Here is a 21,150-nt window from a genome sequence, read left to right as displayed (position 1 = left end):
CACCGAGGCCATGAGGACACGCACGATGGACGTCACCACCCTGAGCCTGGACGATCCGCTGGAACCAGCACGCAAGGCCACCGCCGAAATGCTGCAGAACCGCGAGCGCACCTTCTCGCTGCCGCAACCCTTCTACACCGACGAGCGCCTGTTCCAGATCGACATGCAGGAGATCTTCCACAAGGAGTGGCTGATCGCCGGCATGACCTGCGAAATCCCGGCCAAGGGCAACTTCCTCACCCTGGAAATCGGCAAGAACCCGATCATGGTGGTACGCGGGGCCGAGGGCCAGGTCCACGCCTTCCACAACGTCTGCCGCCACCGCGGCTCGCGCCTGTGCACCAGCGACAAGGGCAAGGTGGCCAAGCTGGTCTGCCCGTACCACCAATGGACCTACGAGCTGGACGGCCGCCTGCTGTTCGCAGGCACCGAAATGGGCGCCGACTTCGACATGAAGCAGTACGGCCTGAAACCGGTGCATGTGAAGGTCGCCGGCGGCTACATCTTCATCAGCCTGGCGGAAAACCCGCCGGCCATCGACGAGTTCCTCGCCACGCTGGCGCACTACATGGAACCGTACGACATGGAAAACACCAAGGTGGCCGTGCAGACCACCCTGCTGGAAAAGGCCAACTGGAAGCTGGTCCTGGAAAACAACCGCGAGTGCTACCACTGCAGCGGTTCGCACCCGGAACTGCTCAACACCCTGCTCGAATGGGACGACACCAACGATCCGCGCGCGACCCAGTCGTTCAAGGACCACGTCGCCGCCTCCGCCGCCGCCTGGGAAGCCGAGAAAATCCCGTACCTGCACAAGAGCCACGGCCTGCGCAACCGTATCGTGCGCATGCCGCTGCTCAAGGGCACCGTGTCCATGACCATGGACGGCAAGCAGGCCTGCAGCAAGCTGATGGGGCGGATCCAGAACCCCGACCTCGGCTCGATGCGCATCCTCCACCTGCCGCACTCGTGGAACCACTGCATGGGCGACCACATGATCGTCTTCACCGTGTGGCCGATCAGTGCCCAGGAAACCAAGGTCACCACCAAGTGGCTGGTGCGCAAGGACGCCGTGGAAGGCGTGGACTACGACCCGCAGCGCATGCGCGAAGTGTGGGACGCCACCAACGACCAGGACCGTCGCCTGGCCGAGGAAAACCAGCGTGGCATCAACTCCACCGCATACCAGCCAGGCCCGTACTCGAAAACCTACGAGTTCGGCGTGGTCAACTTCATCGACTGGTACAGCCAGCGGGTGTTGAACAACCTGGGGGCGGAGCCGGCGCCTTATCTGAAGGATGTTTCGGTGTAACCAAGTCGCTCTGCGCAAGCGCCGGGCCCAAGCGGGCCCGGCTCGGCTACTGCCGAATTGAGGACCCCGACTGCCGTGTCCCATGCCTGTTCAATTCTGCGGCCCGGACGAGAGCGGTTGAGCGCAGCTCATGCACGATTAACCCAGTGTTGATGACATCAGGCGGGTACTCATCGAGCCCCTCGAATGTCTTAGGGTACTCCGCTCGGCCAGCGGGCCCGGATTTGGGCATGCCCGATACAGGTACTGCAGTTTTTATCCACAGCCGGGTGGTCAGACTGGCAGACCCCGAATGGAACTCCACCCCCGAGCGCGTGAACGAATATCGATCGAGTGAAGGCGTCGCCTGGCGGGTGGGGCGCGTGTGGCTAGCCGCAACAGCCGGGACATCCGATCTATTGATTCCCTGGCCACTGAACGCTACAGGCTGAGGCGCCATCCTGTGCCTAGAAACAGAAGGTGCCTGGCGTTGTGTGCCAAGCGGTAGACGAGGTATGTTCCAGTCAGTCCGCGCAGACACATGGATTTGTAGATCCAGTTGCGGTCTCATCGTCTTTTGAAAGCCCCTGGTTTGCCATCCCTGGAGCCAGGAAACCACCACCCGCCCACTTGGATCGCCATTGTTCAGCGGGTCACCTGCGCAATATCCATATCCATTGAACCCACCCGCCTCGAACGGGCTTAGCTCGTCCATACCTTGAAAGCGCCTCAGCAGTGGATTGTAGAAACGATAACCCACTCCCAGTGCGTATCCGTCCAGCAGCGTTTCGCGAAGCTCACCATTGAAGCCCTGGCGTGACTGCGGCGGCCGATCTGCGCTTTGCACACCGTAGGGTTCGCAGGCGATGCGGTTGAGCCTGCCGGCATGTTCTGCAATTACCGTCTGGCTGTGATTGGTGGCGATCAGCACTGTGGTGACAGCCTTTCGACCATGGTCAGCATCCGTACCGAGGTCTTTCATTGCTGGATGTTCCTGTAGGCGAATTTGTAGCCACCACGCTAATCCAGTCGTCGGCACAGCGAAACTGGCAGAAATGCCAGGTCAGCTACGCCCCGCACCCGACCTACTCGGGACGATTCCAACTGCCCCGCGTTGGCCATAGTCGCCGGAAATACTCTGCGGTACGCCCGCTACGCCTCTGCACGACCTGCTGTTGCGACTGCATCTCCGGCAAGATTGGAGGGGTGGCCCGCCTCGACGAGAGATTCCTCATTTCGATATCCGGATCGTTCATCGACGCTACATTCAACCTGGGCTGCTCGTTCCGTTCGATTTTTTTCGGACCATGGACGAACTTGCCCACGGTGCGCCAGCGATGGGAGGTGAAGTCTTTCGCAGGCGTCACCCCCACAACCAGCCTACCGGTGACCAGTACGCCGAGCGTTGTGTACAGGCTGATATGAGTAAGGTCCTTCGCCAAGCGTGACTCCGGGTCCTCCATGCTCAGCTTGGTGGCCGCGGCCCCGAGTCCTCCCCCTGCTATTCCGGCAATGGTAGCAGCGGCATCCAGCCCCCCGGGGACGAGCTGAGAGGTGGCCCCATCGAAGCCCAGCCATGCACGCGGGAGCCAGGGCGCGCCAGCCTGGCCAGCGGAGGAACGATGAGAGACATGAACCCGTAGCCGATGGATATACCAGCAACGACCAGACTCACGATGTGAATATCTTCTGTCGCGCGTCCCGTCGGGTCCCTTCTATTGACCGGGTCGCCCAGGCAATAGGCGTAGGCATTCAAGCCCCCCGCGCCGAACGGGCTCAGTCGGTCCGGGCAGTGAAAGCGCATGAGCAACGGGCTGTAGACCCGGTGGCCGTTGCCCAGGTGATACCAACCCGCAGCCTCCAGGTGGTGGCCGTTGAAGCCAGGTTGTGAGAATGGTCTGCTCATCAATAGTTGGTCGCGAAGAAGCGCACGCTTTGCTTGCGCTGCCCACGAATATCCCGGTTGATCTTCGGTAAATCTCCAATTACCGAACCTCGACTGCTGGTCGACGCAACGCTGACTATCGATCCCGAGCGCGGCGAACCCGACACATGCGAAGGAATACTGGAAATCGGAGAAGCCGACTGCTCACGCGGCGGCGGCGGTGTCCGCTGTACCGGATTGGCCGGGGGCGTGCTCGCGGGCGGAGTGACCGAGCGGAGCGGAACGGGTGTTTGGGGCGGGGAAGCCGGCGGCACATACTTGACGTTCGATTCCCTGTACATCTTGTCACGCATCACCTGAATGCGTTCGTTGAAGCGATCCTGCCGGTCCACCCTCCGCGCGAGCCAGACGCGCGTCGCGGCCGAGATGGTCGACAACGATGTGCCTAGCCAGTTGAGGTACCTGCCCTCGGGATTGCCCAGCAGTTGCTCGACGGAACCATACATGCCGATCAGGGAACCACTGAAGCTGATATAGGTAGCCGTCAGCGGCGCGCGTTTTTGCATGGCTGGCGCCGTGCTGCGCAATGCGTAGGCAGCCAGGCTGAACAGCATCATGTTCAGCCCCAGCGACAGCAGGGGGGTGATCTTTTCTTCCCAGCGTCCGGTCGGATCCACGGCGTTCACCGGGTCACCGGAGCAGTAGGCATAGGGATTGAGCCCGCCGCGCTGGAAGGGACTCCAGCGGTCCGGGCCGTGGAAACGCAACAGGATCGGATTGTAGGCCCGATAACCATTGCCTGGTAGATAGCAACCCCAAGGCTCGAGAACCTGGCCGTTGAAGGCGGCGCGGGTTGCATCAGGCACTGTTCGATCAGTCCGGACGGCGGGCAAAGTCGGCATGCTGAACCTCACGCAGGTAATCCCTCGTTTAACCTTACGCCTTGATCCGGGACGAGCACTACTGACAGTTCTATCAGGTAGCGGGGCCCTCAGTACGGCTGTGCATTTTTTGAACAACCCTCGCAGGCCCCCGCATTTGCTGAACAAAACCACCTTGGCAACATTTTATCCACAGCTCGACCCACAGCTATTGTGGGCAACCCCTGTGGAAAGCGCCCGGGGTGCACGCTGGCCGCACAGAGGTAAACCGATCAATTTTTGACCACTTCGCTCGACCCCTTGTAAAACCTGGCCTTCAGCGCTCAGCGAACACCTTATCCACAAAGGGGCCAACAGACTTTGTGTGAAACTTTTCATTCCGTGTCATGAGCTGTGGATAAGGTCGAAAACCTCCGATTTACCTGGGCTATAGAGCATCTGACCGGATTTTTTCGAACAATTGAACATATTTTGATCAAACCATATAAGTACATGATTTACATGAACTTATTTTTTGAAAGAACAGTTTATCCACAGAACCGCCAACAAGGATTGTGGGCAACTCCTATTGCCCAAGGCTGATCAACAGCGCGCATTCCTGGATCTGAGCTGTACGATATATGACCAGAAACGCGAAAGCCTTGCAGAGCAAGGCTTCCAGAGGGTGACCAACATTTTATCCACAGAGCCGCCAACAGACTTTGTGCACAACGCTCAGCGCAGCACGCCTTCCTCCACCAGCAGCTTGAGAATCGCCTCGGCGCCCGCCTGTGGGCTGACATCCTTGAGCACCTGACCGCCGCCACCACTGGCCTTGGCCGTAGCGGCCTTCATGCGGTCCGCGCCACTCTTCGCCTTGATCACCTTGAGCCGCTTGGGCCGCGGCTTCGCCGGCAGCAATTCGGCACTTTCGAACAGTTCGTCGTCGACGATTTCCACCTCGTGAGGCGCCAGCACGCCGCGCCGGGCCGGGCCGAAAGCGCTCTGGCGAGGCTTCGGTGCGGCGTTATCCACAGAGGCGAGAAACGGCAGGCGCACTTTCAGCCGCCTGCGCTGCCCGCGAGGCAAGGCTTGCAGCACCTGCGCAGTGCCATTTTCGATGGATTCCACCTCGGCCAGCCCTACCACCAACGGCCAGCCCAGGCGTTCGGCCAGCAAGTACGGGAGCATCCCCGAGCCTTCGCCGGTTTCCGCCTGGCTGCCGGTCAGCACCAGTTGCGCTCCGGCATCACGCAGGTAATCACCGAGCGGTCCGAGCACATCGGCACCGGCCGGTTGTTCCAGTACCTCCAGTTTCTCCAGGCCCATGCCCAGGTAGGCGCGCAAGGCTTCTTCCCGTGGGTCGCCGGCATGCAGCACCCGCAGGCTGTCGCCGGCCAGTTGCAGCCCCAGTTCCACCGCGCGGGCGTCCTGTTCGGCGCGGCGGCTGCGCCCCGAGGTGGGGTGGGCGCCGACCGATACCAGGCTGATGATCTTCGTGTTCATGACGTTGCCCTGCCCTTATGCCGCATCGCGCCGGGCGCCGTTGCGGAAGTTGTCCACAGCCTCGATCAGGGCCTGGAGGATCGCTGCGCTGTCACCGATCACCGAGAGATCGGCGCGTTTGATCATGTCGCAGCCCGGATCCATGTTGATCGCCACCACCTTGTCGCAGGCGCCGATGCCCTGCAGGTGCTGGATCGCCCCGGAAATACCCACGGCCACATAGACCCGCGCGGTAACCCAGGTGCCGGTGGCACCCACCTGGCGGTTGCGCGGCATGAAGCCGTCGTCCACCGCCACCCGCGAGGCGCCTTCGGTGGCACCGAGGGCTGCCGTGGCACGGTGGAACAGCGCCCAGTCCTTGACCCCGTTGCCACCGGAGACGATGAACTCGGCCTCGGCCATGGCGATGGCCGCCGGGTCTACCGCCACCGGGCCGAGATCCTCGATCCGCGACAGGCTGCGCGCTACGCCTGTGGACAACTCCACCGGCAAGGCTTCATGGCGGGTTTCGCTGACCGGTTCGGCACATTCGGCGGCGGCCAGGATCAGGCGTGGCAGATTGCGCACCAGGTCCTGCTGGCCAGCACCGGCGCGCCCGCTGGAAAGCCCGTCCTTGACCTGCCAGACCCGCGTCGCCGGGCGTTCGCCCAAGGCGGCGGCAAAGCGCCGGCCCAGTTCGCCACCACCGGTACGGCTGTCAGGCAGCAACCAGTGGCGTGGCGAAAACTGGTTATCCACAGCCCGCAGGCCCTGCACCCTTTGTTCCGGTGCATAACCCTCGAACTGCTCGCCGTCGATCAGCAGCAGGCGGTCGACACCATTGCCGGTAAAGTTGCTTTCCTTGTGCTCACCGAACACCACGGCCAGCACCGCGCCGTCGCTGCCGGCCAGGCTGTGGGCCAGGCCGAGCAGATCGCGGTCGTGGCTGCTCAAGCGACCGCCGACCATGTCCGGGACCACGGCGATATAGAACGCCGGCGCCGTGACCTGGTGCAGCGGCAGTTGTACCTCGGCCGCCGCGCTGCGCTTGCTGCTGCCACCACCTTGCTGGGCGCCGCTGCGGTCGATGCGCTTGAGGCCGTTGGGGCCGATGAAGCCGAGCGCGTGGGGATTCTTGCGGATGACGCCGTTGGGCCCCATCCAGCTGTCCTGCTTGACCTGCATGGCCGCATGCAGCGGATGCAGGCGGTTGCGTGCGATCCATTCGGCACGCGGGTCGCGGCGAATAATGTCGCTCATCAGTGCACCTCCGCAGGTTCACGTTTGCTCGGCGCCGGCTTGCTCGGCGCGGCACTTTCCACCAGGGCATCGGCCACCAGTTCGGCCAGGTCCTTGATCAGCGGCCGGGGTTCGACCACGCCTTCGAGCATGGCCGTGCACTGTGGACAACCTACCGCCACCACCTCGGCGCCGGTCTCGCGGATGTCTTCCATGCGCATATCGGGAATGCGCTGCTTGCCCGGGATATCGGTGATCGGCGCACCGCCGCCACCACCGCAGCAGCGGGAACGGAAGCCGGAACGCTCCATCTCCTTGACCTCGATGCCGAGGGCGCGCAGCACCTGGCGCGGCGCCTCGTATTCACCGTTGTAGCGGCCCAGGTAGCACGGGTCGTGGTAGGTCACGCTGCCGCCCTTGTGTGCGTCGAGGCTGAGCTTGCCGGCGTCCAGCAGTTCGGCGATGTAGGTGCTGTGGTGCTGCACCAGGTACTCGCAGCCAAAGGCGCCGTATTCGTTCTTCAGCACATGGAAGCTGTGCGGATCGCAGGTGACGATGCGCTGGAAACGGTATTTCGCGAGCGTCTGGATATTGCGCTTGGCCAGGGTCTGGAAGGTGGCTTCGTCACCCAGGCGCCGGGCCACGTCGCCGCTGTCGCGCTCTTCCAGGCCGAGCACGGCGAAGTCCACGCCCGAGGCTTTCAGCACCTTGACGAAGGCGCGCAGGGTGCGCTGGTTGCGCATGTCGAAGGCGCCATCGCCGACCCAGAACAGCACCTCGGTGGATTTCACCTCCGAGAGCACCTTGAGGTTCAGGTCCGCGGCCCAGTTCATGCGTCCGCCCGGGTTGAAGCCGCCGGGGTTGTCGGTGGCGATCAGGTTATCGAGGACTTCCGCACCCTTGTTCGGCGTGGCGCCCTTTTCCAGGGTCAGGTGGCGGCGCATGTCGACGATGGCATCGACGTGCTCGATCATCATCGGGCATTCCTCGACGCAGGCCCGGCAGGTGGTACAGGACCACAGAGTCTCGGCGTCCACCAGGCCGTTGACGATCGGCTGGTGCGGATGGCCGCCGTGTTCGCCGATCGGCTTGCCAGGGTACGGGCTGCCGGCGAACTGCGCGTCGGTGCCACCGGCCAGGCCGATGACCATGTCCTGGATCAGTTTCTTCGGGTTCAGCGGCTGGCCGGCAGCGAAGGCCGGGCACATCGCTTCGCACTTGCCGCACTGCACGCAGGCATCGAAGCCGAGCAACTGGTTCCAGGTGAAGTCCTTGGGTTTTTCCACGCCCAATGGCGCGCTGCGGTCTTCCAGGTCCAGCGGCTTGAGGCCGGTGGAGCGGCCGCCGCCGAAGCGCTCGGCGCGGCGGTGCCAGGCCAGGTGCAGGGCACCGGCGAAGGCGTGTTTCATCGGGCCGCCCCAGGTCATGCCGAGGAACAGCTCCGACACGCCCCAGATCACCCCCAGCCCCAGCAGGCCGACGAGGAACCAGCCGCCGAAGCCTTCGGGGAGGATGCCGGCTACCGGCAGGGTGGCGATGAAGAAGGTGGTGGAAAACACCAGCAGGCTTTTCGGCAAGCGCATCCAGGGGCCTTTCGACAGCCGCGAAGGCGGGTCGAGGCGGCGCTTGAAGACGAACAGGGCACCACAGAACATCAGCACTGTCGCCGCCAGCAGGGCGTAGCCGAGGATCTTGCTGTGCAGGCCGAAGCCGTGGACGACAATGGCGAGCACGGCGGACAGGACGAAGCCGCCAGCGGTAGCCACGTGGGTTTTCGACATGTACTTGTCGCGTTCCACCACATGGTGGAGATCGACCAGGTAACGCCGCGGCATGGCCAGCAGGCCGGCCAGCAGGTTGACCGGCGACGGCCGGCCCTGGCGCCACATCCGCACGCGCCGCACGGCGCCGAGCACGGCCAGGCCGAGGGCGGCAAACAGCAGGACGGGGAGGATAACGTTCAGCATGGGAAGCTCCCGCTCGGGTTGGAGTTGGCGCGTACCCTGTGGGAGCTGGCTTGCCAGCGATTGCAATGGTGGATTCACTACCGCTATCGCTGGCAAGCCAGCTCCCACAGGGTCCGTGCCGCTCTCTCGATCAAGGTCCGATCAGAAGTCCTTGCACAGGCGCAAGGCGTCATAGATCGCCGCATGGGTATTGCGCTGCGCCACGCAGTCGCCAATGCGGTACAGCAGGTAACCGTCGCCAGCCTGGCCGAGGATCGGCTGCGGCTGGATGGCGAACAGGGCTTCCACATCGATCTGGCCCTTGTTGCGCGAACCGTCCTTGAGCGCGTAGTACAGCGCTTCGTCCGGCCGCACGCCGTTCTCGATCACCACTTGGTCGACCACCCGTTCTTCCTTGGCCCCGGTGTATTCGTTCTCCAGCACCGCCACCAGCTTGTCGCCCTCGCGGTAGACCTTTTCCAGCATCAGGTCGCCGGTCATGATCACTTCCTTGGGGTACATGCTGCGGTAGTAGGTGGGGAACGAGGTCCCGCCGATGGCCACGCCCGGCTTGATGTCGTCGGTGACGATCTCGACCTGGCTGCCCTTGTCAGCGATGAAGTCGGCCACCGACATGCCGGTGAATTCGCAGATGGTGTCGTAGACCAGCACGTTCTTGCCCGGCGCGACCTTGCCGTCGAGCACGTCCCAACTGCTGACCACCAACCCTTCGGCAGCGCCCCAATGTTCGTTCTGCTCCATGAACGGATGACCGCCCACCGCCAGCACCACGATGTCCGGGCGCAGGTCCATGATGGTGTCGGCATCCGCCGCGGTGCCCAGGCGCAGATCCACCTTCAGGCGTGCCAGCTCCAGTTGGTACCAGCGGGTGATACCGGCGATCTGGTCGCGTTGCGGGGCCTTGGCGGCGATGGTGATCTGCCCGCCGATCTGCTCCTTCTTCTCGAACAGGGTCACGTCGTGGCCACGCTCGGCAGCGACCCGCGCCGCCTCCATGCCCGCCGGGCCGGCACCGACGATCACCACCTTGCGCTTCGGCCCGGTGGATTTCTCGATGATGTGCGGCACGCCCATGTATTCACGGGAGGTCGCGGCGTTCTGGATGCACAGCACATCCAGGCCCTGGTATTGGCGGTCGATGCAGTAGTTGGCACCGACGCACTGCTTGATCTGGTCGACCTGGCCCATCTTGATCTTGGCGATCAGGTGCGGGTCGGCGATGTGCGCACGGGTCATGCCGACCATGTCGACATAGCCGCCTTCGAGGATGCGCGTGGCCTGGTTCGGGTCCTTGATGTTCTGCGCGTGCAGCACCGGGGCCTTGACCACTTCCTTGATGCCCGCCGCCAGGTGCAGGAACGGCTCCGGCGGGTAGCTCATGTTGGGGATCACGTTGGCCAGGGTGTTGTGGGTGTCGCAACCCGAGCCGATCACGCCGAAGAAATCGACCATGCCGGTGGCATCGTAGTACTTGGCGATTTCCTTCATGTCCTCGTGGCTGAGGCCATCGGGGTGGAATTCGTCACCGCAGATACGCATGCCGACGCAGAAGTCCGGCCCGACCTCGGCGCGCACCGCCTTGAGCACTTCCAGGCCGAACTTCATGCGGCCTTCGAAGCTGCCGCCCCATTCGTCGGTGCGCTTGTTGACCCGCGGGCTCCAGAACTGGTCGATCATGTGCTGGTGCACGGCAGACAGCTCGACGCCGTCCAGGCCGCCTTCCTTCGCGCGGCGGGCAGCTTGCGCGTAGTTGCCGATCACCCGCCAGATCTCTTCCGGCTCGATGGTCTTGCAGGTGGCGCGGTGCACGGGTTCGCGGATGCCGGACGGCGACATCAGGGTCGGCCAGTGGTAGCCGTCCCAGCGCGAGCGACGGCCCATGTGGGTAATCTGGATCATGATCTTGGCGCCGTGCTTGTGCATGGCGTCGGCAAGATTCTGGAAGTGCGGGATGATCCGGTCGGTGGACAGGTTGACCGACGACCACCACTGCTGCGGGCTGTCGATGGCGACCACGGAAGAACCGCCGCAGATGGCCAGGCCGATGCCGCCCTTGGCCTTCTCTTCGTAGTACTTCACATAGCGCTCGGTGGTCATGCCGCCGTCGGTGGCATAGACCTCGGCGTGCGCGGTACTCAGCACACGGTTGCGGATGGTCAGTTTGCCGATCTGGATCGGCTGGAACATAGCTTCGAACGCCATGGCGGGTGCTCCTCGACTTACAACGGCTTGACGATGAACAGGCCGTCGTCGTGGCCTTCTTCGGAACCGCCGTAGACCTGCTCGGCGACCGTACGGATGTTGCTGCCGCGAGCGGCGAGGATCTGGTCCATGGCCCCGGCGAACCAGCCGGTGAACATGTAGTCGACCTTGCGCCCGACCTTGCCGTAGACGTAGACGAACGCGGAGTGCTCGAGCTTGACGCTGGCGGTGCCTTTATCCAGGTCGATGTCCTGGATCTTGAACAGGCCCCAGCCGCGCTGGGACAGGCGCTTCATGTAGTGCTCGAACACCGCCACACCTTCCAGGCCGTGGCATTCGGCTTCCTTCTCGCACCAGTGCCAGGCGGACTTGTAGCCGGCCTTGTAGAGAATTTCGGCATAGGCCTCGGCGCCCAGCACTTCCTCGATGCCCATGTGATTGTTGACGAAGAAATGCCGCGGTACGTAGAGCATCGGCAGGGCATCGCTGGTCCAGACACCGGTCTCGCTGTCGACTTCGATTGGCAATTGCGGGGCGATCTTGGCCATGGAAACTCAACTCCAGAAATATGTATTGGCTGCCCCCGCCCTGATGCGGGGGTTCGATAGAGAGGCTTCGGAGGCTTACTCGCCCCAGACATCCTTGAGAACGTTCACCCAGTTTTCGCCCATGATCTTGCGCACCACGCGCTCGGAATGGCCGCGCTTGAGCAGGGTTTCGGTGAGGTTGGGGAACTCGCCCACGGTGCGGATGCCCAGCGGGTTGATGATCTTGCCGAAGTTGGTCAGGCGACGGGCGTAGCCCTTGTCGTGGGTCAGGTATTCGAAGAAGTCCTGGCCATGGCCCTGGGTGAAGTCGGTACCGATACCGATGGCGTCTTCACCGACGATGTTCATGGTGTACTCGATGGCCTCGGCGTAGTCGTCGATGGTCGAGTCGATACCCTTGGCCAGGAACGGCGCGAACATGGTCACGCCGACGAAGCCGCCGTGGTCGGCGATGAACTTCAGTTCCTCGTCGGACTTGTTGCGCGGGTGCTCCTTCAGGCCCGAAGGCAGGCAGTGGGAGTAGCACACCGGCTTCTTCGATTCGAGGATGACTTCCTCGCTGGTCTTCGAGCCTACGTGCGACAGGTCGCACATGATGCCGACACGGTTCATCTCGGCGACGATCTCGCGACCGAAGCCCGACAGCCCGCCGTCACGCTCGTAGCAGCCGGTGCCGACCAGGTTCTGGGTGTTGTAGCACATCTGCACGATGCCCACGCCGAGCTGCTTGAACACGTCCACGTAGGCGATCTGGTCTTCGAACGCGTGGGCGTTCTGGAAACCGAAGAGGATGCCGGTCTTGCCCAGCTCCTTGGCCTTGCGGATATCGGCGGTGGTGCGCACGGGCATCACCAGGTCACTGTTTTCGCGGATCAGCTTCTGGCTCGCGGCGATCTGGTCAACGGTCGCCTTGAAGCCCTCCCAGACCGACACGGTGCAGTTGGCCGCGGTCAGCCCGCCCTTGCGCATGTCCTCGAACAGTTCGCGGTTCCACTTGGCGATGATCAGACCGTCGATAACGATGCTGTCGGCGTGTAGTTCGGCTGGGCTCATCAGGCTGTCCCCTTTATTGGCAATCGCGCGCCGAATCGTCTGCCGGCGCTATTGGGGGTCAGCATATGCCTCGGTTGATTGTCGTCCCGATGCAAAAACGACAGGGGAATTGCCGAAAGCGTCAAAGGGCGACAAAGGGTGGCGGGAAGGGTCGTGGAAGGCCCTCCGACTGCCATGGTTCGCGCATTTCACTAGTGTCTGCGGCTCCCTTAATGACAGGAGTCACCCATGAACAACCTGACCGATCAGCTGGAATTCATCGCCTCGCTGGAAATCGCGACCAACGTAGTGCGTCCACTGCTGCAAAGCCCGCCGGATGAGCCCGACGCTCCTGGTCCATCCAGCGACAGTGCGGTGGTCGCCGGCGACAGCCTGTTGTCCTTCGTCGCCGGCCTGACCCGCCAGGCCCGGGAAGATGTGCTCAACAGCACCCTGCTGATGCAACTGGCGGCGAACAAGCGTTTCGACAAGGCGCGGCAGCGCGAGGAATGGTTCGGGTTCTATACCGAGGGCCTGGGCAAGCTGGGCTGGACCCTGTCGCACACCGAACTGCTGCGTTTCCACCCGAGCCAGGCGTCGTTCTGCATGAATGACGTCATCATCGAAATCATCGAAGGCGTCGTCGGAGGTTCGGCCTTCAGCCCCATCGCCCGGCGCACCCTGGAGTCGCTGCGCAAGCAGCCCCATGCCCTGGAGCTGTTCATGAACCACAGCAATGCCGGGCATGTCGGCACCTTCCAGATCCTGCCCTGCTCGCAGAATGCCGCGGGTGACGTGACCATGCTGATGAATTGCGTGCAACTGATCCGCAATGTCAGCAACAACAGCTTCCTGTTCATCAACTTCCAGAACAACGAAGTGCAGATCTTCCGCTCGGCACAGACGGCGGTGCTGAATGTGCAGGCGTACGAGCAGGTGCGCGGCGCGGTGGTCGAGAAGCTGGGGAGGAATGCCAGCCAGTTCGTGGCAAATCTGAGTCTTTGACTGTTCTTCCGGGCCCTATCGCTGGCAAGCCAGCTCCCACAGGTTCAGCGGTGCACGCGGCCCCTGTGGGAGCTGGCTTGCCAGCGATAGGGCCATCAACAGCAACCACTATGCAGGTACAGCCTCCCCTTCCAGCATCACCGTCCGCTCGAACAACCCCGCCAACACCACCTGGTGCGTCACCGCCACCACCGTGCACCCCGGCAACTCCCGCTTGAGCATCTTCAACAGGCCCCGGGCACTGTCGTCATCCAGCTGGTTGGTCGCCTCGTCCAGGTACAGCGTCTGCGGCCTGTACAGCAAGGCCCGGGCCAGGCTGATGCGCTGCTGCTCGCCGCCACTCAGGGCGCGTTGCCATTCACAGGTGTCGTCCAGCCGTGCGGCCAGCGCGGCGAGCCCGACCTTGGCCAGCGCCCCGGCAAGTCGACCGTCACTGGGCAGAACCGTGTCCGGATACGCCAGCAGTTCACGCAATGACATTCGCGCCAGATAAGGCTGCTGCGGCAACAACAGGCTTCGCCCTGGCGGCAACTGCCATTGGCCCCGGCAGTAGGGCCATAGACCCTGCAAGGTGCGCAGCAGCGTCGACTTGCCAAGCCCGCTGCGCCCGTCCAGGCGTACCCACTGCCCCGGCATCACCCGCACATCCAGCCCGTCCAGCAGTACGGTGCCGTCTGGCCGGCACACCACTAGCCCTTCGGTGCACAGGCAGGCCCCTGCCGGCACCTCGCGAACCTGCTGGCGGCTGGCGGCAATCGCCCGCTCGAACTGCTCCAGGCGCTGCAACGCCGCGCTCCAGCGCACCAGCTTGGGGTACAGCTTGATAAACCAGCTCAGCGAGCCCTGCACCGCCGTGAACGCACTGCGGATCTGCATCAGCCCGCCCAGGGTGATGGTCTTCGCCAGGAACAGCGGCAAGGCGGCGAATACCGGGATAATCAGGCTGACCCGCTCGAACGCCACAGTAAACAGGCTCAGGTTGCGTTCGCGCCCCATCAGTTGCCGCCAATTGTCGGCAATCGCCTGGAAATGCCCGGACAACTGCCGCCGCTCCACCGCTTCGCCGCGGTACAGGGCAATCTGCTCGGCATGGTCGCGCTTGCGCAGGAGGCTGGCACGGAAGTCCGCCTCGCGGTGTTCGCGTTCGTAGTTGAGGTGGTGCAGCGGCTTGCCGACCCAATGGGTAACCAGGCTGCCGAGCAATGTGTAGGCCAGCACCAGCCAGACCAGATAGCCGTCGATGCTGAACGCCGTGCCGAACAGGCTGAAGGTCTGGGTCCCGGACAGTTCCCAGAGAATCACCACGAAGGCGCCGACCTGGGCCAGATTGATGACGAAAGACGCCACCAGCTCGATGCTCAGGTCCACCATCATGTCCACATCTTGGGCGATACGCTGGTCCGGGTTGTCCGGCTCGTTGCCCAGGCCCAGGCGATAGAAGGCCTGGTCGCCGAGCCAGTCGGCGGTAAGGCGCTCGGTCATCGCCTGGCGCCAGCGCATCACCAGGCCCTTGCGCAGCCAGTCGAGGTACACGTAGATCAGCACGTAGGCGCCGATATACAGCGAGTACTGGCCCATCAGCGCATACAGCGCGTCGGTGTCGAAGGCGCCGAGGGTGTCGTAGAAGGTCTTACTCCAGGCGTTGATCCACACGTTGATCTGCACCACCAGCAAGCCCATGCCGATCACCCCGGCAAGCATCACCCAGGCCGGCCACTGCCGGCGGCTGGCCCAGAAGGGCCGTGACAGGCGCCAGAAGGCACGCAGGGCGTTCACAGGGCCTGGTCCTGCGCTGCCGGGGACGGCAACAGGCGAAGTTGGACCTGGTTGGCGCGGGGGAACAACTGCCCGGCCATGGCCTTCAATGCACCGCTGTTCAGGCCTTCAGGCAGCCGCGCCTGGCTGCTCAGGTAACGCGGATCGCCCCAGTGGCGCTCGCTCAGGACCAGGCGGCGCTGTTGCGTCGCCGGGTCGTCGCGGCGTTTGCTTTCCTGCCTGGCCAACTCCGCCCTCTCGCCCTTGACCCATTCGGCGCTCACCGCACCCGGCAGTTTATCCAGGGCGTCCTGGGCAAGGGCCCAGAGCTCATCGACCCGGGCCGGATCGCAGGTGAAGCTCAACCGGCTTTCGATACGACCGGTGTCGGGGTTCAGCTCGCTGTCGAACTTGAGCCGGTACACCCCCGCCGCTTCGCCACGCAGGCGCTGCTTGAGCTGCAGGCTGGCGAGATCACGCAAGGCCGCGACCCGCGCCGCCGCCTGCGGGCTCCAGGGTTGTTCGCTGAAACTGCTGGCCTGGAATACCGCGCGGGGCTCCAGGGCAATGGCCAGGGATTCGCTGCGCCGGCCCGGTTTCTGCGAGGCCGCGGCGGGATTCAGGGCCTTGCCCCTGGGGATATTCGCCAGATGGGCGAGCACTGCCTGTTCGAGCGCCTCCGGCTCGATATCGGCCATCAGGTAGTAGGTCACCGGTGCCGCGGACAGGCGCTGCCAATCACCGTCCAGCGCGGCAGCATCCAGGGCCCGCAAGGCCGCAGCATCCGGCGCCTGCCAGCTATCGCGCCCGTACATAAGGCGGCGCATGCTCGACGCTTCGCGCTCGCGCACATCGTCCGGACGGCTTTGCAGGCGCTTGAGCAGTTCTTCCCGGGCCTCGCTGAAGGCCGCCGGGTCGATACGGACATTGACCTGGCTCAGGCGATAGCTTTGCAGCAGGTCCGCCAGCGCACCCTCGCCCGGCGTAACGCCCAGGCTCAGTTGCAGGCGCTGGGGTTTCTGCTCGACGCCCAAGGTCACTTTCCGCGCCTTGCGCCAAGCGTCCAACGCTTCGGCGGAAATCCCGGCCGGCGTGCTCTGGGTCGCCAGTTGCGTGGTCATCTGGGTACGCCAGACCGGTCGGTCGGCCAGGTTGTAGCCCGCCGTCGAATCCGCCTGCAGCGACCAACGTCCGCCTTCGGCATTGGCTCGCAGCCAGACCAGCCGGTCGCCATTGCCCAGCGACCAGTGCTCGACCTTCTCTTCGGCGAACGATCTGCGCTTTACCATACTGCCTGGCGCCGGCAGCGCCGGCATGACCAGTTCGGCGAGGGGCTTGCTGGTGCTCTCTGCGGCTTGCTGTTTCGGTGCAGCCAGCGCGGTATGGGCGATGGAGTCCTGCAATCGTTCCACCTCGGCCACCGTCGGCAGCTCCAGCGGCGTCACACCGGGGGCGCTGAGCTGCAACACCCGGTCGCGGCTGGCGAGCCAGCGCCGCAGCCGCTGGTTCAGGTCGTCCCGGTCGATGCTGCCGAGCACCTCGAGGTAACGCTGCGCCGCCGCATGCTTCGCCACGACGGGCTTGTCCTGCACGGCAGCGTTGTTCAGTTGCTCGACCCACTGCTGGAAGTCCCGCGAGCCATCCTTGGCCAGGGCTTTCTCACCCAGCTTTTGGATGACTTCACGCTCGTGCTGCATTTCGGCTTCGGTGAAACCGTGCTGGCGCAGGCGCTCGATCTCGCCCAGCAACTGTTGCAGGGCCCGGCGATGCTGCTGGCCGTCCACCCCGGCGGCGATGCCAAGTACCGTGGAATGCTCGCCGATCAGGGTTTTCTGCGCGGTCAGGCTGCGCACGCCATCCAGCGGCAGTTGCCGACGCAGGCTGGTGGTCAGGGCGGAAAGCGCCATCCGATCGATCAGTCGCTCGCGCATGGCGGCCCGGGTGGTGCCGCGGCTGTCCGGCTCGTGCAAACGGAACAGCAGCGCCACCTGGTTGCTGCCGGACTGGGGATCCTGGAGGCGGAAGACCTTGAGCCTGTCGTCCAGCGGCAATTCGCGTTGCTCTCGACCTGGCAGAGGGCCCGCCAGCGGTGCGGAGAAGGCCTGTTCGATCTGCTTCGCCAGTTCGACGGGCTCGAAATCCCCGACCACCGAAAGGATCATGTTGTTCGGCACGTACCAGCGCTGTTGATAACGCTTGAGTGCTTCGACACTGGCCTTGCGAATGGCGCCCTCGTTGCCGATGGTGCGGTGCGCCGGGTAATGGGAGCCGGCACGCTGGGACGCGATGCGCTGCTCGTTCATGCGCTGGGCCACGCCCAACCCGCCGCGCCATTCCTCGATCACTACCGGGCGCTCGCGCTCCAGGTCGGCGGCATCATAGTCCATGGCGAAGACCAGGTCGGACAGCGCTTCCAGCGCCTGCGGCGCCTCTTTCACCCCGGACGGCGGGCTGAGCAGGTACTGGGTGCGGTCGTAGCTGGTCACCGCGTTGAAGTGCCGGCCCTGGATCCAGCCGAGGCTGGTCATGCGCTGACGCAGGTCATCGGTGTCGCCGCCATGGCTATAGAACGTCAGGTGCTCGACCAGGTGGGCAACGCCGACCTGATCGGCCTCCTCGTCCACCGAGCCGGCCTGCACGGTCAGGCGCAGGTCGAGGCGGTTGGCCTGGCTGGCATCGCGCACCAGGCGGTATTCCAGGCCGTTGGACAGGGTGCCGCGGACCACAGCGGCATCCCAGGGCAGCGCCTCGTCGGGCGCCTGGGACGTGGCGCAGGCGCCGAGCAGCAGCGGGCCAAGCAGGCCCGCAAGGATCTTGTTCATCAGGTTCATTCCACGGTGAGGAAAGTCAGAAGCGGTAGCCGACCTCGAGCCAGTACTGGCGGCCGATCTCGTAGGTGGTACGTGCGGTGGAGCTGCTGGAGACGATCGTGTTGACCCGGTCGGTGACGTTGGTCACGTCCACCGCCATGAACAGCGCCTGCTCCTTCGCGGTGGGGATCTCCCATTTCACCTTCAGGTCCCAGGTCGGCGCCGGGCTGACCTTGGCCACGTCGTAGACCGCCAGGGATTCGCCACCGACATCAACGTCCCTGCCGGTATCGATGATCTGCTCGTAGGCGCCGCGATAGCGGAAGAAGTTGCTGATGGTGAGGTTCCACTGCGGGATCTCGGTGATAGTGCTCAGGCGTGCGGTCCACGGCCGGTTGAAGTCGCTGGCCGGCAGCTCGTTGTAGGGCATGCGCGAGCCTTTGTAGATCACGTCGCTGTTGTCGTACTCGTCGGCGTCCACCGAGCTGTCGTAGCTGCCGTAGGCGTCCTTGGTTTGCGACCAGTTCAGGGCCACCTGCAAGCTGGTCAGGCTGTTGAGCACGCGGATCGGTTGGACCGGAGTAATGGTCAGGCTGACGTTGTCGCTCTCGCTGGAGCCTTCGTTGGTGTACTTGGTGTAGAGCGTGGTGTAGCCGGCCAGCGGGTCTTCGCCGAGGACCCGGACGTTGGTCTTGACGATCTTGTCGTGGCCCTTGCGGTGCACGTACTTGAGGCTGAAGTCGGTGTCGAGCCAGCGCTGTTCGAGACCCAGGGTCAGTTCGTCGTCGTAGGGGATGTCCAGGGTAGAGAAGCGCGTGGTGTTGAGGTTGGTGCTGCCGACCCAGGCGGAAGTCTGGGTGGCGCGGCGGTACAGGGTGTTCATCGCCTGGCGGCCGTCGGCCAGGCGGTACTTGAACAGGTTGCGCCCGTAGTAGCGGTTGGCACCGAAGACCAGCACGGTGCTGCGGTCACCGAAGAAGTCATAGTCACCAGCAAAGCGCGGCGACAAGGTTTTCTGGTCCATGTAGTCGTCGCCTTCGAAACGCACGCCGGGGCGCAGGCCGAGCTTGCCGATCTGGATGGCATCCTGGGCGTACAGGGCCCAGGTGGTCTCCTCGACCTGGATTTTGCCCGCACCATATTCGGTGCGAAGGTTGGCCCACTGCCGGGTAGTGCCGTTGAGCAGTGGACTGACCGAACACCAGGGGTCGTCGTTGGCGCAGCTGGTGCCGTTGTCGCGGGTGAAGCCGGACACGCCCTGTCCGGTTTCCTTGCGCTCCCAGGTGGCTTTCTTCTGGCCCAGATCGAGGCCTGCGGTGAAGGCGTGGTTGGCCCCGGCGAAGCGCAGGGTTTCCCAGTCCACCTTGAGGCTGTAGTCGAGGCCCTTCTGGGTCTGGTCGAGATTGCCGAAGGAGCCTTCGCCACTGCGGGAGGTATTGCTCGTCGGGTTGCCCCAGTTCTTCGCCTCGGAGTAGTACCAGTTGATGATGTCGTCGGCATCGGCGCGGCGCGAGCTGTAGAGATCGGTGTAGGCCAGGGTGTGGGTCCAGCGCGCGCTGTCGCCTTCCCAGGTCGCCTTGATCGCGCCCTGCTGTCCGCCATTGATATTGGTGTACTTCGAGTCCAGGTAGTTGGCGCGGAACAGGGTGTTTTCCTGTGGCGCCTTGAGCAGTGTGGTTTCCAGGGTCAGGCGGTCGTTGACGTCCCAGTAGGTCTTGAGCAGGTAGCTGTCGAGCTGGCGCGTCTGGTCCTCGCGGCTGTCGTTGTTGGGGCTGGTGTAGTTGTTGTCGTAGAGGTTCAGCGGCATGGTCGAACGGCGCTGGGAGAAGCTGAAGATCGCCCCGAAATTGTCGGTCAGGTGACCTTCGAGGGTGCCGCGCAGGGTGGTTTTCTCGAACTCCGGAGTGTACTGCTCGTCGGTGGAACTGTCGAAGTTGCTCTGGTCGGCTTCGGTGATGTGGTATTTGGTCCACTCCGAGCGGCTCAGGGCGTAGGAAAACTTGCCGTGGAAATCCTGGGTCGGCCGGCGGGTGATGGAGTCGATGACGCCGCCGTTGAAGCCACCGTACTCGGCCGGCACGTTGCTGTCGTAGACCTTCACTTCTTCCAGCAGGTCAGCATCCAGGGCGATGCCGTAGGAGCGGCTCGGCGCCGCGTCGAACTGGCGCGATTCGCTGTAGCCATGGGCGCCGGGATCGAGGTCGTTGTTGATCGAGATCCCGTCGATCATGAAGTTGTTCTGCCAGAACTTGGCGCCGTTGATGCTGATATCCGCCGGGTCGATTTCGCCGGGATTGTTCGAGCTTTGCTGCGAGCCACTGAACTGTACCGCCGGGTGCATCTGCAGCAGCTTGGTGATGTCACCGTTGGCCCCGGGGAAGTTCTGTACCGCCTTGTGGTTGATCACCGTGGCGCCCTGGTAGCTGTTTTCCTCGGTGTTGCCGAGGACCAGGGTCTCATGCAGTTCCAACTGGCCATTGGCGGCTTCGGCCAGCAGGCGGAAACTCAGCACGCCATCGTTGTACTCCCAGGTAATGCCGCTGCCCGCCAGCAGCATCGATAGCGCGCCGAGGCTGTCGATCCGGCCCTGGACCGGGTTGGACTGGTGATCGCGCAGCCACTGCGCATCCACCGTCACCTGCAGGCCGCTCTGCTGGCCGAAGGCGACCAGCGCACTGGACAGACGCTGGGCCGGGATGTCGAAACTGTGGACCCTGTTCGGCCACTGGCTGGCAACCTCGTCGGCCAGCGCCAAGGGCGTTTGCGCCCCCAGGCAGGCCAGGCCCAGCAAGCCACCGCACGCAGCGCGTTTCAACGACAACCAAGCGCCCCGGCCTTGCGGCACCGGGCAAAACACCTGAGACATACCACGCTCCCCGACCCGGGCAATTCCCGGAAAAAATTAATACGAATCGATCTCATTGCTGCGCGCGGAGCAGAAGACGGGGTAGCGCGGGGGATTTTCAGAAAAAAGATGAAAAAGTTTCGGGAGGGGATTTTTGAGGTGTTGCTGATGGCCTCATCGCTGGCAAGCCAGCTCCCACAGGGTCCGGTGCATGCAGTTCCTGTGG

Annotated in this window: 14 protein-coding genes; 2 read left to right on the top strand and 12 right to left on the bottom strand. The window is 63.8% G+C overall.

All coding sequences use genetic code 11. From position 1 onward, the window contains the following. Positions 1-25 precede the first annotated feature (25 nt). Entirely contained in the window at positions 26-1,312 is a 1,287-nt protein-coding gene (gene gbca, locus CSV86_RS28055; protein ID WP_009404102.1) for a glycine betaine monooxygenase oxygenase subunit, read from the top strand. Between the two features lie 46 nt (positions 1,313-1,358). Here gbca and CSV86_RS28050 read toward each other — a convergent pair whose 3' ends face one another. The 9 genes from CSV86_RS28050 to CSV86_RS28010 form a co-directional block, all read right to left on the bottom strand. After that, positions 1,359-2,273: an RHS repeat-associated core domain-containing protein gene (locus CSV86_RS28050; protein ID WP_080604794.1), complete on the bottom strand. Its 915-nt coding sequence runs from the start codon at positions 2,271-2,273 to the stop codon at positions 1,359-1,361. Between the two features lie 519 nt (positions 2,274-2,792). Beyond that, complete coding sequence (locus CSV86_RS28045; protein WP_170395211.1) at positions 2,793-3,197, bottom strand: RHS repeat-associated core domain-containing protein; 405 nt, start codon at positions 3,195-3,197, stop codon at positions 2,793-2,795. Beyond that, on the bottom strand, positions 3,197-4,042 hold the full coding sequence (locus CSV86_RS28040; RefSeq protein ID WP_009404094.1) for an RHS repeat-associated core domain-containing protein: 846 nt from the start codon (positions 4,040-4,042) through the stop codon (positions 3,197-3,199). The genes CSV86_RS28045 and CSV86_RS28040 overlap by 1 nt, the downstream gene beginning before the upstream one ends. Before the next feature lie 729 nt (positions 4,043-4,771). Continuing rightward, positions 4,772-5,542: an electron transfer flavoprotein subunit beta gene (etfB, locus tag CSV86_RS28035; RefSeq protein WP_009404092.1), complete on the bottom strand. Its 771-nt coding sequence runs from the start codon at positions 5,540-5,542 to the stop codon at positions 4,772-4,774. Positions 5,543-5,557: 15 nt separating this feature from the next. Continuing rightward, positions 5,558-6,781 (bottom strand): electron transfer flavoprotein subunit alpha, encoded by a 1,224-nt coding sequence (etfA, locus tag CSV86_RS28030; protein ID WP_009404090.1) that lies wholly within the window; start codon positions 6,779-6,781, stop codon positions 5,558-5,560. Next, positions 6,781-8,727, bottom strand: a complete 1,947-nt coding sequence (gene dgcB / locus CSV86_RS28025; RefSeq protein WP_009404088.1) for a dimethylglycine demethylation protein DgcB — start codon at positions 8,725-8,727, stop codon at positions 6,781-6,783. The genes etfA and dgcB overlap by 1 nt, the downstream gene beginning before the upstream one ends. Before the next feature lie 141 nt (positions 8,728-8,868). Further along, the gene (gene dgcA, locus CSV86_RS28020) at positions 8,869-10,929 is read right to left on the bottom strand and encodes a dimethylglycine demethylation protein DgcA (RefSeq protein WP_009404086.1); all 2,061 of its coding nucleotides are present in this window, start codon (positions 10,927-10,929) and stop codon (positions 8,869-8,871) included. A gap of 17 nt (positions 10,930-10,946) precedes the next feature. After that, a complete protein-coding gene (locus CSV86_RS28015; RefSeq protein ID WP_009404079.1) occupies positions 10,947-11,477 on the bottom strand; it encodes a 4-vinyl reductase in 531 nt (176 codons plus the stop codon). 75 nt (positions 11,478-11,552) lie between these two features. Continuing rightward, complete coding sequence (locus CSV86_RS28010) at positions 11,553-12,530, bottom strand: dipeptidase (RefSeq protein WP_009404077.1); 978 nt, start codon at positions 12,528-12,530, stop codon at positions 11,553-11,555. Positions 12,531-12,758: 228 nt separating this feature from the next. On the opposite strand from CSV86_RS28010, the gene CSV86_RS28005 reads away from it, so the two are divergent. Next, positions 12,759-13,514, top strand: a complete 756-nt coding sequence (locus tag CSV86_RS28005; protein ID WP_009404073.1) for a hypothetical protein — start codon at positions 12,759-12,761, stop codon at positions 13,512-13,514. Positions 13,515-13,622: 108 nt separating this feature from the next. On the opposite strand, the gene CSV86_RS28000 is transcribed toward CSV86_RS28005, so the two are convergent. The 3 genes from CSV86_RS28000 to CSV86_RS27990 are packed head-to-tail and all read right to left on the bottom strand — an operon-like array spanning position 13,623 to position 20,945. Then, on the bottom strand, positions 13,623-15,290 hold the full coding sequence (locus CSV86_RS28000) for an ABC transporter ATP-binding protein/permease (RefSeq protein WP_009404072.1): 1,668 nt from the start codon (positions 15,288-15,290) through the stop codon (positions 13,623-13,625). Then, complete coding sequence (locus CSV86_RS27995) at positions 15,287-18,091, bottom strand: M16 family metallopeptidase (RefSeq protein ID WP_009404070.1); 2,805 nt, start codon at positions 18,089-18,091, stop codon at positions 15,287-15,289. The genes CSV86_RS28000 and CSV86_RS27995 overlap by 4 nt, the downstream gene beginning before the upstream one ends. 25 nt (positions 18,092-18,116) lie before the next feature. After that, the gene (locus CSV86_RS27990; protein WP_009404069.1) at positions 18,117-20,945 is read right to left on the bottom strand and encodes a TonB-dependent receptor plug domain-containing protein; all 2,829 of its coding nucleotides are present in this window, start codon (positions 20,943-20,945) and stop codon (positions 18,117-18,119) included. Positions 20,946-21,150: the final 205 nt, after the last annotated feature.

The sequence above is a fragment of the Pseudomonas bharatica CSV86 genome, from assembly GCF_000319305.2.
Classification (GTDB): domain Bacteria; phylum Pseudomonadota; class Gammaproteobacteria; order Pseudomonadales; family Pseudomonadaceae; genus Aquipseudomonas; species Aquipseudomonas bharatica.
Note: the sequence above shows the minus strand (reverse complement) of the source record. Positions and strands in the feature narration are given on the sequence as shown.

Excerpts from the sequence above, each read along its gene's own strand:
- dgcB (WP_009404088.1), bottom strand. The coding sequence starts at position 8,727 with ATGCTGAACGTTATCCTCCCCGTCCTGCTGTTTGCCGCCCTCGGCCTG.
- CSV86_RS28005 (WP_009404073.1), top strand. The coding sequence starts at position 12,759 with ATGAACAACCTGACCGATCAGCTGGAATTCATCGCCTCGCTGGAAATC.
- etfA (WP_009404090.1), bottom strand. The coding sequence starts at position 6,781 with ATGAGCGACATTATTCGCCGCGACCCGCGTGCCGAATGGATCGCACGC.
- CSV86_RS28015 (WP_009404079.1), bottom strand. The coding sequence starts at position 11,477 with ATGGCCAAGATCGCCCCGCAATTGCCAATCGAAGTCGACAGCGAGACC.
- CSV86_RS28050 (WP_080604794.1), bottom strand. The coding sequence starts at position 2,273 with ATGAAAGACCTCGGTACGGATGCTGACCATGGTCGAAAGGCTGTCACC.
- CSV86_RS28010 (WP_009404077.1), bottom strand. The coding sequence starts at position 12,530 with ATGAGCCCAGCCGAACTACACGCCGACAGCATCGTTATCGACGGTCTG.
- CSV86_RS28045 (WP_170395211.1), bottom strand. The coding sequence starts at position 3,197 with ATGAGCAGACCATTCTCACAACCTGGCTTCAACGGCCACCACCTGGAG.
- dgcA (WP_009404086.1), bottom strand. The coding sequence starts at position 10,929 with ATGGCGTTCGAAGCTATGTTCCAGCCGATCCAGATCGGCAAACTGACC.
- CSV86_RS27990 (WP_009404069.1), bottom strand. The coding sequence starts at position 20,945 with ATGTCTCAGGTGTTTTGCCCGGTGCCGCAAGGCCGGGGCGCTTGGTTG.
- CSV86_RS27995 (WP_009404070.1), bottom strand. The coding sequence starts at position 18,091 with ATGAACAAGATCCTTGCGGGCCTGCTTGGCCCGCTGCTGCTCGGCGCC.
- gbca (WP_009404102.1), top strand. The coding sequence starts at position 26 with ATGGACGTCACCACCCTGAGCCTGGACGATCCGCTGGAACCAGCACGC.
- etfB (WP_009404092.1), bottom strand. The coding sequence starts at position 5,542 with ATGAACACGAAGATCATCAGCCTGGTATCGGTCGGCGCCCACCCCACC.